Raw genomic sequence first — 13,385 nt, 5'->3', positions numbered from 1 at the left:
TTTATGACAAGTCAAAAATTAAAAGGAAGAACAAGAGCACAGGAAAGTTCCAGCGCAATAGAACGCATGTATATTACAATGCGACATTTATTCAATAGAGGTTTTTATAAACCGATGGGAGTTTCCGGTGATACTTTAAGAGAAGGATTGCTTACGCTTCGACCAGAAATTTATGGTTCTGTTGCTGAGGAAAAAGTAGAATTAGATGGTTTGTTGTATGTAATTGATCGTTTACCAATTGGTATTGAAGAGTGTAGATATATAAATCTTACTAGTGAAGAGGGTTATAAAAACTCTCATTTTAAAGCGATTGTCCCTCCAAAAAGAAGAAGAAACTGCTACAGGATTGATGAAGAGCAGATGAATATAGAGATCACTCGAGGTAGATCTGAGATATATGATATTCTTACTCACTTAACCTTTTTATTTGTAGAATCTCATAAGATAATGAATCGAGTGGTGATTAATGAAGAAGGAAATGTTACTAGAGATTGGGATAAATTAGAAAAAGCTGTTTCTTCTAAAAAAGAACTTACCAAGGCACAAAGGGAAGTTGCACTTACACATACAGCAAATATTTTAGGAAGAACTTTTCAGGAGGTGACTTCTATTTACAATAGCTTTTCTTGCCCTGAAAATAAAGAGCGATTTCTTCATATAATATATTGGTTAGGTAAGTTAGCTATTGACGAATCTGTAAATGAAAATAAAAGGATTGTTACTTTTAGTCCAGTTCTAAGAGAACGTTTAGGACACCATATTCATGGAGAAAGATGGGCAAATAGTATCAAAAACAAGTTAGAAGAGCTAGACTTATTGGATAGGCCAATACACGTTATAAGTGCTAATATGCATAGTGTAATGAATACAATGTATGCACCAATTGCCTTAAAAACGGAATTAAAGAATAAGACTACTTTTGATATTTATGAGTTGCTAAGTGAAGATAAGAGTGACAAGTTAAGAGCTAAGGTGGAAAAATTGGCGTTACAGAAAGGGATGACTTACATAGAAGATCAAAGCGGAACTAATATAAATGTTCAGATTTTTGATAGCGCTAATTATACGGGTGACACCTATGCTTCTTTTATAAAAGATGTTAAGAAAGAAGATAAACCAGTTATTATAGTAATGGATTATGCGTTTGGAGAGCAAGCGTATGAAACGATGGATGAACTTTTGAAACCTTATGTTAAACCTGATGGAGTAAAATATTTGAATGTCAAATCTGTTTCCCTAATGGGAAAAGCGGGTATTTTAGAAGGAGGAAAAGGTGATATTATGATACCGTCCGCTCACGTTTTTGAAGGTACTGCTGATAACTACCCTTTTGATAATGGATTAAAGAAGGGAGATTTAGAAGGTCAAGGTATTGATATATATGAAGGAGCAATGATAACTGTATTAGGAACATCGTTGCAAAACAGAGATATTTTAAAGTTTTTTCATGATTCTACTTGGAATGTTATAGGGTTAGAAATGGAAGGAGCTCATTATCAAAAAGCCATTCAATCTGCTTCTAAGTTAAGAGGAAGCATAAGTTCTGATGTAAAAGTAAATTACGCGTATTATGCTTCGGATAATCCATTAGAAACCGGAAGCACATTAGCATCAGGAGGATTAGGGACTACAGGAGTAAAACCTACATATTTGATTACCGAAAAGATTTTAGAGCAAATATTTAAAGAAGGATAAGAATAATGACCCAGGAAAAAACAAATAATATAGAAATAGATCTAGGACAGTTTTTTAGGTCTCTCGTAAAAGGCTTGAAGGGGTTGTTAAAACTTTTGATAAAAGCTCTATTATTTTACAAGAAAAAATGGGTTTTGTTTTCAATTTTATTCATTTTGGGAGCTATTGGCGGCTATTTTATTGAGAAGGCTTTAGTTTTAAACAAGAGACATAAACAAGAAATTATTTTAGCTCCAAAATATAGTACTATTCCTTACATATATGATTTTGTTGAAAACTTGAATATTAAATTTAAGGATAAATTATTCTTAAAAGAAATAGATTTACATTCTTCAGATTTAAAGTATCTTAAAAAGGTTACCATAGAGCCAATACTTGAATCAAAAGATGTTTTGGATAAACTACAAATCATTTATCCTGGTCAAAATTATTTTAATAAATTTATGGATGGATATGAAGATGAGGTTTTAAAAAGTGAGAAGTATAAAAGTTTTTTTAAAAACCATAAATTGACCTTAGTATTTAAAAATGAGAATAAGAATAATGCTAAAATTTCTAAACAGTTATTAAGTTTTATAAGTGCTAATCAATATTACGCTAAAGAACTTTCTTTGATTCAAAAACAGACAAAATCCGATTTAGAAAAAAATAAAAACACATTGGTTTTTATCGAGGACTATTTAGATAGGTTAAATAAAAACCCCATTTCTGAATCAAAGGATGTAATAGTCTTAGGGGATGAATCGAAAATACCTACAATAGCTTCTTTAATAGATAAGAAAGCATTTTTATTGGGAACAATTAATGACCAGGAAAAAATTCTGCAATTAGATACTAACTTGGTAGATGTTATAGATTATGGTAATATTGTTAGGGATGCACTAGGAATACATAAACGACTAATTGTATTATTGCCTGTTTTTCTTTGCTTTTTTGTGTCGTTTGTTTTTTTAATAAAAAACTCCTCTAAAAAATTAGAAAATTTTATTAATAATTAAGTTTATGTTTAAAAGTGTACTAGTAACTGGAGGAGCGGGATTTATAGGTTCAAATTATTTGAATTATAAATCAAAGGAGGAAAATATTAAAATAGTAAATCTTGATAATCTTACGTATGCTGCGAACCTTGATAATATAAAAATTAATGATAATTGTGATTATACTTTTATTGAGGGTGATATTTGTAATGCTGATTTAGTTCAAAAGATTTTTTTAGAACATAAAATTGATGAAGTTGTTCATTTTGCTGCAGAGTCTCATGTGGATAATTCTATAACGAATCCAGGTGCTTTTATAGATACTAATATTGTAGGGACTTTCAATTTGCTTCAAGCCGCATATAAAAGCTGGATGGATGCCCCTAATGTTTTTAGGGAAGGAAAAGAAAACTCTAAATTTCTTCATGTTTCAACGGATGAGGTATACGGAACTTTAGGAAGAACAGGTTTGTTTACTGAGGAAACTTCGTACGCTCCTAACAGTCCTTATAGTGCTTCCAAAGCCTCTTCCGATATGTTAGTAAGAAGTTATTTTCATACATATGGTTTGCCTGTGGTTACGACAAATTGTTCTAATAATTATGGACCAAGACAACACAAAGAAAAATTAATACCAACTATTATAAGAAAAGCAATTTTTCAAGAAAACATTCCTATTTATGGTGATGGCAAGAATATACGCGATTGGTTGTATGTTTTGGATCATTGTAAAGGAATTAATTTAGTTTTAGAAAAAGGTAAGCTAGGCGAAACTTATAATATTGGAGGAAAAAATGAACGAGAGAATATATATATTGCTAAAACAATATGTGAAATTCTGGATAATATTAAACCATTAGAAAGTCAGAAATCTTATTCAGACCTGATTACTTTTGTAAAAGACAGGCCGGGGCATGATTTTAGATATGCTATTGATGCTTCTAAAATTGAAAATGAATTGGGATGGTTCGCAGAAGAGAACTTCGAATCAGGAATTGAAAAAACAATACATTGGTATTTAGAAAAGCATAATTAGGATGAAAGGAATCGTATTAGCAGGAGGATCAGGAACGCGTTTACACCCATTAACTTTGGCTATTAGTAAGCAATTAATGCCTGTATATGATAAACCTATGATATATTATCCACTTTCTACATTAATGTCTGCGGGTATAAGAGAAATACTGGTAATATCTACTCCGTTAGATTTACCGTTATTTGAGAAATTGTTAGGTGATGGTAAGAAATATGGATGTGTTTTCGAATATGCAGTTCAAGAAGAACCAAATGGATTGGCAGAAGCTTTTATTATAGGTGAAAAATTTATTGGTGATGATAAGGTTGCATTGATTTTAGGAGATAATATTTTTTATGGCTCAGGTTTGGAAGAGCTATTAGAGAGTAATAATGACCCAGATGGTGGAATCATATATGCATATCATGTACAGGATCCCGAACGATATGGAGTAGTAGATTTTGATGATAAAGGGAATGCTATTTCTATAGAGGAAAAACCAAGTAATCCTAAATCAAACTATGCTGTTCCTGGAATTTATTTTTATGACAACGAAGTTGTTCAAATAGCCAAAAATATTAAACCAAGTAATAGGGGAGAATTGGAAATAACAGATGTTAATAATGCTTATTTAGAAAAAGGTAAGTTGAAGGTTAGTATTTTAGACAAAGGAACGGCTTGGTTAGATACTGGTACTTTTAATTCTCTTATGCAAGCTTCTCAATTTGTTCAGGTAATAGAAGAGCGACAAGGTTTAAAGATAGGGGCGATTGAAGAAATAGCCTATAAAAAAGAGTTTATAACTAAAAATGAACTTGAAAAGTTAGCAAAACCACTTATTAAAAGTGGGTATGGAAAATATTTATTGCAATTAGATTAAGTATGGAAGTTGAAAAAACGCCTCTAGAAGGCTGTTTTATAATAAAACCAAGAATATTCGAAGATGAAAGAGGTTCTTTTTTCGAAAGTTTTAACCTGAACAAGTTTAAAGAAATAACAGGTCTAGAAATAGATTTTGTGCAAGATAATCAGTCAATTTCTTCAAAAGGAGTGTTAAGGGGATTACATTTTCAAGAAGGTAAATATGCACAAGCAAAATTGGTGAGAGTTACAAAAGGTAGTGTGCTAGATGTTGCTGTAGATCTGCGACCTTATTCTAAAACTTTTGGAAAGTACTTTTCGATTGAACTGAATGATCAAAATAATTATCAACTATTTGTTCCAAGAGGTTTTGCACATGGTTTTATAGTACTAAGCGATAAAGCGGTTTTTAACTATAAATGTGACAATTATTATTATAAAGAAGCTGAATCGGGTATAATTTTTAACGATTCTGACTTAGGAATTGATTGGAAATTAGAATCATCAGAAATATTACTATCAGCTAAAGATAGGGTTTTACAAAGTTTTAATGATTTAAATAAATGATATAAAATTCTTTTTTTTAATTGAAAACACAGTACCTTTGGCGCACTTTTAAAAAGATCAATAGTAACCGATTATGAGTAATAAAGAAAACACTTCTGAAGAAATTGACCTTGGTCAATTATTTAGATTAATAGGAGACGTTTTTAATAAGTTAATGTTATTTATTAGAAAAACCTTTTATGGATTATTTCATTTAGTAATACTTTTTCTTCAGTTTATTAGGTTACATTTTATAAAATTTGTTATTGCAGGAGTATTTGGTTCTGTTTTAGGCTGGTATTGGGATTCTGTTTCTGAGCCTGTTTATGTGTCTTCTATGGTAATAGAACCTAATTTTAGTAGTGCCCAACAGCTATACAATAATATCGAATTTTATAATGAATTAGCCGATAAAGAAGAAAATAGAGTATTGTCTCAAGAATTAGTAATTGGTGATAGTTTAGCTAAGACTATTAAAGGTATTACAATAGAATCTTTTTCGGATAATACTCAAAAGATTAGGCAGTTTAGTAGCTTTATTCAAGAATTAGACACAGTTTCTCGGAAGCTCGTGGATTATAAAGATTATCTTGAAAATTTTAATGATATTAACTCAAAATTTCATAAAATACAGATCAAAGCAACTAGTCCTATTGTGGCAAAAAAGTGTCAAAATGCAATTGTAAGATCCATAGAAAATAATGAATATTTTCAACTTCAAAAAAAAGTTAATGACATTAATATAGCGCTAAAGGATTCTCTTATAGAAAAACAGTTGACAGAGATAGATTCTTTACAAGGTTTTTACAAAAAAATAAAAATAGTTGAGGCCAATAAACCCATGGGAAGCACAAACATAAGTCTTTCCGAACAAGCTTCGAATGAGAGGAACTCTGAGATTAATTTATTACTTCAATCTAAGTCTTTACAAGATGAAAAGATTAGATTAAATAATTTACAGGCCAATACGGAAAATACTATTAATGTTATTTCCGATTTCCCAAGCAGAGGAGCTTTAGTGAATGATTTTTTAAGAAGTAAAAAATTTTTACTTCCTTTAATATTTATAGGACTTCTTTTCTTTAGCTTAATTCTATTGTCTTTGAATAAATTTTTGAAAAATTATAATCAAAATTAATTTTTCTTCTGATAAATGCATAATGAAAAAGATTTTAGTTACAGGTGCTAAAGGTCAACTAGCCAGATGTATAAAAAAACTTCAAAATGAATTTGAAGAACTAACTTTTGTTTTTGGAACAAGAGAGGACGTTGACATAACTAATAAAGAATTGTTGAATTCTCTTTTTTATAAAGAAAGTTTCAATTATGTTATAAATTGTGCAGCTTACACTAATGTAGAACAAGCTGAGAAAGACTCTAAACAAGCCTATTTTGTGAATGCAGAAGGTGTAAAGAGCTTATCCGAAGTTTGTAAGGAGTATAACACAATTTTAATTCATATTTCTACAGATTATATATTTGATGGTAATCAAAACATTCCTTATTCGGAGAAAGATATTAGTAATCCTATTAATGAGTATGGTAAATCGAAATTACAAGGAGAAAAATATATTCAAAAATTGCTTAATAATTTTTTTATTATAAGAACATCTTGGTTGTATTCTCAATATGGAAAAAATTTTTTCAATACTATAGTATCAAAATCGGAAAAAGGAGAAAAGCTGACTATTGTTAATTCTGAGATTGGCACACCAACAAATGCGAATGATTTAGCTAAATTTATTTTACACATCATAGTAACGAAAAGTGATAAATATGGTATTTATCATTTTAGTAATCTTGGGGAAGGAACATGGTATGATTTTGCAAAAGAAATTCTTATAAATATAGGAAAAATAGATACGATACAATTAAAAAAAACAAATTATTATCCTACTTTTGCAAAAAGACCAAAATTTAGTGTTTTATCTAAAAACAAAAGCACTAAGTCTTTTAATTTTAATATTTTGAGTTGGAAGAAGTCGTTGAAGGAGTTAATTGTAAAACTGGAGTAAACATGTTATACCCATTAAAATTTCATCCGATTTTAAAAGAAAAAATATGGGGTGGGGATAAGTTAAAAACGTTACTTAATAAAACTTCGGATAAGACTGATATTGGGGAAAGTTGGGAAATATCAACTGTAGATAATAATGCATCAATTGTCTCTAACGGTGTTTTTGAAGGTAAGTCTCTACAAGAACTTATAGATATGTTTACGTCAGAATTACTTGGCAAAAGTGTATATAAAGAGTTTGGTGCTCAGTTTCCTTTATTAGTAAAATTTATAGACGCTAAAGAAAACTTATCTGTTCAATTACATCCAAATGATGAATTATCTAAAAAAAGGCATAATTCTTTTGGTAAAACAGAAATGTGGTATGTGGTCCAGGCTGATGCAGATGCCGAACTAATTGTAGGATTTAAGGAAGATGTTTCTAAAAAAAAATACAATCATTATTTGGAAGCCAATAAAATTGAACAATTATTAAATTTTGAACATATTTCAGAAGGAGATAGTTATTTTATTAATACAGGTAAAATACACGCGATTGGTGCAGGATCTTTGATTGCAGAGATTCAGCAAACATCGGATATAACATATCGACTTTATGATTGGGATCGTAAAGATAAAAATGGAGTTAAAAGAGAATTACATACGGATTTAGCTTTAGAAGCTATTGACTTTGAATCAAAAGAAGATTTTAAACTTCATTATGATAGATCAATTAACCAATTAAATTTGTTGGTTTCGTGTCAATATTTTACAACTAATTTTTTAAAAGTTGAGAATAAATACATTAGAGATTACTCAGATCTGGATTCTTTCGTTATACTTATGTGTGTTGACAAAAGTTTTAAAATAAAATTGGGCGAGATTATTGAAGAAGTTGTTTATGGAGAGACCATTTTATTACCTGCAAATGTTAAAAATGTGGTAATTGAAGCTGAAGAAACCAGTATTTTAGAAATATTTGTTTCATAGGTTTATTTTAAAAACATCTATTAATTATTAGAATAAAGAAAAACTTTAAATTATGTTAGATTTAAATGGAAAATCTATCCTTATTACTGGAGGAACAGGTAGTTTTGGTAAAAAATTTACAGAACTAATTTTAAATCGCTTTCCGAATGTAAAGCGATTAGTAATATTTTCCAGAGATGAACAAAAGCATTTTCAGATGGGAATGGATTTCCCTGATGATAAGTATCCGGCGATGAGGTATTTTGTTGGAGATGTTAGGGATCATGACCGTTTGATAAGAGCTTTTGAAGGAATTGATATTGTAATTCATGCTGCTGCAATGAAACACGTGCATATTGCAGAATACAATCCCATGGAATGTGTCAAAACTAATATTTTGGGAGCAGAAAATGTTATAAATGCGGCCTTAGAAACTGGAGTTAAGAACGTAGTAGCATTGTCTACAGATAAAGCTGCTGCGCCAATTAATCTTTACGGTGCGACAAAATTGGCATCAGATAAATTATTTGTTGCAGCTAATAATATAAGAGGAAAAAGAGATGTTAAGTTTTCAGTAGTACGATATGGTAATGTAATGGGATCCAATGGTTCTGTGATGCCGTTTTTCTTAAAAAAGAAATCAGAAGGGAAATTACCAATAACAGATAATCGAATGACAAGATTTAATATTAGCTTAGAAGATGGTTGTGAGATGGTCTTTAATGCTATAGAAAATGCTTGGGGAGGTGAAATATTTGTTCCTAAAATACCGTCGTATAAAATTACAGATGTTGCTACAGCAATTGCACCAGAATGTAAACATGAAGTTGTTGGAATTCGTCCTGGAGAGAAATTACATGAAGAAATGATCACGATGTCAGATTCATTTAATACTTGGGATTTAGGAAAATACTACACGATTCTTCCGCAAAAACCAATTTTTGATTTAGAGAAATATGTGTCTAATTATAATGCAATAAGGGTTCCTGAAGGATTTTATTATAATTCTGGAGAAAATACGGATTGGGAAACTGTAGAGAGTTTAAGAGAGCTTGTAAGATTGCATGTAGATCCAAACTTTACAGTATGATGAAAGCGATACCTTATGGCCGACAGTCTATAGAACAAGAAGACATAGAAGCAGTTATAAAAACGTTACAGGAAGATTTTCTTACTCAAGGTCCAAAAGTAAGGGAGTTTGAGGAATTATTTGCTAAATATGTGGACTCTAAATATGCTGTTGCTGTTAGTAATGCAACTGCCGGTTTACACATTTCTGTATTAACACTAGGATTAAAACCCGGTGATAGAGTTATTACAACCCCAATTACTTTTGCAGCCTCTGCAAATTGTGTTAAGTATGGAGGAGGTGAAGTGTGGTTTGCTGATATAGATCCAGATACATACTTACTTTCTCTGGAAAGTACAAGAAAATTGATAGAGAGTAAACCAAAAGGTTTTTTTAAAGGTATAATCCCTGTGGATTTTGCAGGACTTCCCGTTAATTTGCAAGAGTTTAGAGAATTAGCAGATGAACATAGATTATGGATAATTGAAGACGCTTGCCATGCACCTGGAGGATATTTCATAGATTCTCAGAATAAGAAGCATATGTGTGGAAATGGTCAGTATGCCGACATAGGAATCTTTTCATTTCATCCAGTTAAGCATATTGCTTGTGGAGAAGGAGGTATGATAACCACTAATAATGAAGAGATATATAAAAAGCTATTATCACTAAGAACCCATGGAATTACTAAAGAGAATATGTCGGAGAATCATGGAGGCTGGTTTTATGAGATGCAAGAACTTGGTTTTAATTATAGACTAACGGATATTCAATCCGCTCTAGGAATTACCCAATTAGCAAAAAATAATGGAGGAGTTAAAAGAAGAAATGAAATAGCTGAAAAATACAAAAATTCATTTCAAGGAACCATAAAGTTTCAATCCCTACCTCCAAATACATATAATGCGCATCATCTATTCGTGATAGAAGTGGATGATAGAAAAGAATTATATGATTATTTGAGAGAACAGGGTATTTATGCTCAGATACATTATATCCCTGTTCATACCTTGCCATATTATAAAAAGATTGGATATCAAAACGCCGATTTAAGTAATTCAGAAAAATATTATACTCATTGCATTAGTTTACCGATGTACCCTACATTGTCTGATGAGGAACAAGAGTTTGTTATAGAGAAGATACTAAGCTTTATAGAATGAAATGTATTGAGTTAGAAACTGAAAGATTATTGTTAAAACCATTATCATTAGATCATCTATCAAACACTTATGTTAAATGGATGAATGATTTGGATGTATATAAATATCTTGAAACAGGAGGAAACTATACAATTGAAGAATTAGAGAAGTATCTTAAAGAGCAAGAAGAAAAAAAAATATTATTTTGGGCTATTCACCTCAAAGAATCTAATAAACACATTGGTAATATTAAAATTGACCCAATTAATAAAATAGATAATTCTGGAGAATATGGTATAATGATGGGTGATAAGAGTGAATGGGGAAAGGGATATGCGAAGGAAGCTTCGTTAAGAATTATTGGATACTGTTTCGATGAAGTAGCGCTTTCTAAGATTACATTAGGAGTAATTGATAATAACGTCAATGCCTTAAAATTATATGAAAAAATAGGTTTTGTCGTTGAATCAGTAATTGAAAATAGTGGAATTTATCAGGGAGAAATCTGTAATTCAATAAGAATGATAAAAGAAAATGACTGATAAGCTTATTTTAGGAACTGTTCAATTAGGATTGGATTACGGAATCAATAATCAATCAGGAAAGCCTTCTTTGAAGACTGCATTTGATATATTACATATTGCTTACGATAATGGAATTAGAGTTTTAGATACTGCAGAAGCATACGGAAACTCTCAAGAAGTGATAGGAAAGTTTCACAAAGATAATCCTAAAAAAACTTTTAACGTTATTACTAAACTTGATCCTGGTTATAAATTAGAAAATAAGGACCTTTTAAGTCGTATTCTAAAAAGTTGTGAGATTCTAGAAACCAAAGAACTTTTTGGATATATGTTTCATAATTATCAAAGCTTCAAGAAAAATACTGATTCTTATGACAAGATTTTGCATGCAAAATCCAAAAGGATAATTAAAAAAGCAGGAATTTCTCTCTATACAAATGCCGAAATAGAAGATATAATTTCTAACTATAGTGACTTTGATTTTATTCAAATCCCTTTTAACCTATTTGATAACCAATCTAAAAGAAAAGAACTTTTAGAGAAAGCAAAAAATGCAGGAATAGAAATCCATACACGTTCTGTGTTTTTACAAGGTCTTTTTTTTAAAGATAGTACTGAGATACCTAATAAACTTAATTCTTTAGCACCATATTTGAAAACATTGGAAAATGTTAAAGAAAAAGAGGTTTTGAATACTGAAACTTTAGCATTACAATATGTGCTTCAAAAAGAATATATAGATTACGTTTTAATAGGTGTAGAAAGTAGTGAGCAATTGCAAAACAATATTAATTTTTGTAAAGAAAAAATTAATATTCCTCATCATAAAATTGATAATATACGTGTTATTGAAGAAGAATTACTAAACCCTTCAAATTGGAATTAATCAATGAAAGTAGTTGTTATTACACAAGCGAGATCAGGCTCTACTAGATTGCCTAATAAGGTCTTAATGGAAATAGAAGGAAAAACGTTACTTCAAATTCATATTGATAGAATAAGGTTAGCGGAATTAGTTGATGATATCTTTATCGCAACGACTATTAATAAAGAGGACGATAAAATAGAAGAACTTGCAAATCTACTAAACGTGCGTTATTATAGAGGGAGTGAAAATGATGTTTTAGATCGTTTTTATCAGACAGTAAAAGATGTTAAACCTGATCTTATCGTTAGATTAACATCCGATTGCCCTTTAATAGATCCAAAGCTAATAGACGAGGTGATTAAACAAGCCAAAGATAGAAAATTGGACTATTATGCTAACGTTTTGGAGGAATTGTACCCAGATGGTCAAGATATAGAAGTTTTTACATTTAAAGCCCTTGAAAAATCCTGGAATGAAACTAAATTAAAATCTGATAGGGAACATGTAACTCCTTATATTAGAAATAACTCCTCTTATAAAAAAGGAACCCTATTTACTTCTGATAACCATTTTACAGATGAAAATTATAATCACGTTAGACTTACTGTTGATGAACAAGTAGATTTCGAGGTGATTGAAAAGATGATTAGTGCTTTAGGTCTTGATAAGGACTGGAAAACATATGCTGATTATTATATAAAGAACGAAGATGTCAACCTATTGAATAAAAATATCACCAGAAATGAAGGGTATTTAAAATCCTTGAATAAAGATTAGAAAAGTTTGGATTTTGATTAAAAACCAAATCGAAAGTTCCTGTTTTATGTCAAAAGCCAAGCTTTGGATAAAGCTAAATACTATTATCTTTAATTGAAATTTGAATATATAATATTTAGTGTTTGTTTATTTAAAAAACCTCTAGATTGTCATTTGCTCCTGTATATCTATAAGTTAAAAATTCATTAACTCCATTTGTTGAGTATTGATATATATGAGAATCTCGTTCATATTTGTTATTGGAATACAAATTTTTCTATAATGAAGGAGCCTTGAAAATCGATACCACACTGAGTTATTGATGACAAATAAACGTAAAATGCTGTTTGAGCGCCATATCTTAAAACATAATCTTGATTAGCCAGATAAGTAGAAGCGGGTATATTTATACTGTTGGTTCGTCTACAAGCTCGGTTTAAAGTATCTGAATCATACTAAGGATCCATCCCATCATTTATCGTTACGCTGTGTATCACCCATTCTCTTATAATGGGATCGACTTGGTTATTAAAAATATAAAGATATTAACTAAATATATCTTTCAGCTTAGCATTAGTGGCTTCGGTTATTCTAACTAATACTTTTTTGTGTAAATTTAAATTGTATTATCCATCTGGGTAAAAGCAATGGTACTGATTAAATTTTCTTTAGGAATGGTTATGATCGAAGGAGCAGTATAATGCTGGTTAATTGTTCCAAAACAGCTATGTTCCACTGGAACAATTACGTCCGCATTAGCAGGTTGATCAAGTTCCGCTTTAATTATAATTATTTGTTGATTTTCATAGATAGTTTGTTTATCAATAGAAATTTGTACTATAGGAATTGAAGTAAGTATGTTTTCTTCGTCATCGGAATTTTGACAATTACTTAACGTCAGCAATATACTTAGAAAAAAAAGATGTTTTTTCATCGATTTTAATTTTTTTTAAAATCAAATATTATT

The 13,385-nt window shown here is 30.2% G+C and carries 14 protein-coding genes; 13 read left to right on the top strand and 1 reads right to left on the bottom strand.

The features are described 5' to 3' along the window. Positions 1–3: 3 nt before the first annotated feature. From J8L88_RS01125 to J8L88_RS01065, 13 genes are all read left to right on the top strand, one after another. Positions 4–1,695, top strand: coding sequence for a hypothetical protein (locus J8L88_RS01125; RefSeq protein ID WP_027394480.1), 1,692 nt, complete (start codon positions 4–6; stop codon positions 1,693–1,695). Positions 1,696–1,700: 5 nt separating this feature from the next. Beyond that, on the top strand, positions 1,701–2,693 hold the full coding sequence (locus tag J8L88_RS01120) for a hypothetical protein (RefSeq protein WP_211059735.1): 993 nt from the start codon (positions 1,701–1,703) through the stop codon (positions 2,691–2,693). A 4-nt stretch (positions 2,694–2,697) separates the two neighbouring features. Then, entirely contained in the window at positions 2,698–3,708 is a 1,011-nt protein-coding gene (gene rfbB, locus J8L88_RS01115) for a dTDP-glucose 4,6-dehydratase (RefSeq protein WP_211059734.1), read from the top strand. A 1-nt stretch (position 3,709) separates the two neighbouring features. Beyond that, on the top strand, positions 3,710–4,567 hold the full coding sequence (gene rfbA / locus J8L88_RS01110) for a glucose-1-phosphate thymidylyltransferase RfbA (RefSeq protein ID WP_211059733.1): 858 nt from the start codon (positions 3,710–3,712) through the stop codon (positions 4,565–4,567). Positions 4,568–4,569: 2 nt separating this feature from the next. Next, complete coding sequence (gene rfbC, locus J8L88_RS01105; protein WP_211059732.1) at positions 4,570–5,115, top strand: dTDP-4-dehydrorhamnose 3,5-epimerase; 546 nt, start codon at positions 4,570–4,572, stop codon at positions 5,113–5,115. Positions 5,116–5,188: 73 nt separating this feature from the next. Continuing rightward, complete coding sequence (locus J8L88_RS01100) at positions 5,189–6,232, top strand: hypothetical protein (protein ID WP_211059731.1); 1,044 nt, start codon at positions 5,189–5,191, stop codon at positions 6,230–6,232. 22 nt (positions 6,233–6,254) lie between these two features. Further along, on the top strand, positions 6,255–7,109 hold the full coding sequence (gene rfbD / locus J8L88_RS01095; protein WP_211059730.1) for a dTDP-4-dehydrorhamnose reductase: 855 nt from the start codon (positions 6,255–6,257) through the stop codon (positions 7,107–7,109). Then, entirely contained in the window at positions 7,067–8,080 is a 1,014-nt protein-coding gene (locus tag J8L88_RS01090; RefSeq protein ID WP_371813595.1) for a type I phosphomannose isomerase catalytic subunit, read from the top strand. Before rfbD ends, J8L88_RS01090 begins: the two co-directional genes overlap by 43 nt. A gap of 52 nt (positions 8,081–8,132) precedes the next feature. Beyond that, positions 8,133–9,149, top strand: coding sequence for a UDP-N-acetylglucosamine 4,6-dehydratase (inverting) (gene pseB, locus J8L88_RS01085; RefSeq protein ID WP_211059729.1), 1,017 nt, complete (start codon positions 8,133–8,135; stop codon positions 9,147–9,149). Further along, entirely contained in the window at positions 9,146–10,291 is a 1,146-nt protein-coding gene (gene pseC, locus J8L88_RS01080; RefSeq protein WP_211059728.1) for a UDP-4-amino-4,6-dideoxy-N-acetyl-beta-L-altrosamine transaminase, read from the top strand. Before pseB ends, pseC begins: the two co-directional genes overlap by 4 nt. Then, positions 10,288–10,812, top strand: a complete 525-nt coding sequence (locus J8L88_RS01075; RefSeq protein ID WP_211059727.1) for a GNAT family N-acetyltransferase — start codon at positions 10,288–10,290, stop codon at positions 10,810–10,812. Before pseC ends, J8L88_RS01075 begins: the two co-directional genes overlap by 4 nt. Beyond that, complete coding sequence (locus tag J8L88_RS01070) at positions 10,805–11,680, top strand: aldo/keto reductase (protein WP_211059726.1); 876 nt, start codon at positions 10,805–10,807, stop codon at positions 11,678–11,680. The genes J8L88_RS01075 and J8L88_RS01070 overlap by 8 nt, the downstream gene beginning before the upstream one ends. Before the next feature lie 3 nt (positions 11,681–11,683). Further along, entirely contained in the window at positions 11,684–12,439 is a 756-nt protein-coding gene (locus J8L88_RS01065; protein ID WP_211059725.1) for a cytidylyltransferase domain-containing protein, read from the top strand. A gap of 595 nt (positions 12,440–13,034) precedes the next feature. Here J8L88_RS01065 and J8L88_RS01060 read toward each other — a convergent pair. Then, positions 13,035–13,352 carry a hypothetical protein gene (locus tag J8L88_RS01060; protein ID WP_211059724.1) on the bottom strand — a complete coding sequence of 106 codons (318 nt, stop codon included), beginning with the start codon at positions 13,350–13,352 and terminating at the stop codon, positions 13,035–13,037. Positions 13,353–13,385 lie beyond the last annotated feature (33 nt).

This window comes from Aquimarina sp. MMG015, assembly GCF_018100855.1.
Lineage (GTDB): Bacteria > Bacteroidota > Bacteroidia > Flavobacteriales > Flavobacteriaceae > Aquimarina > Aquimarina latercula.
This window is presented reverse-complemented; position numbering and strand designations above follow the sequence as displayed.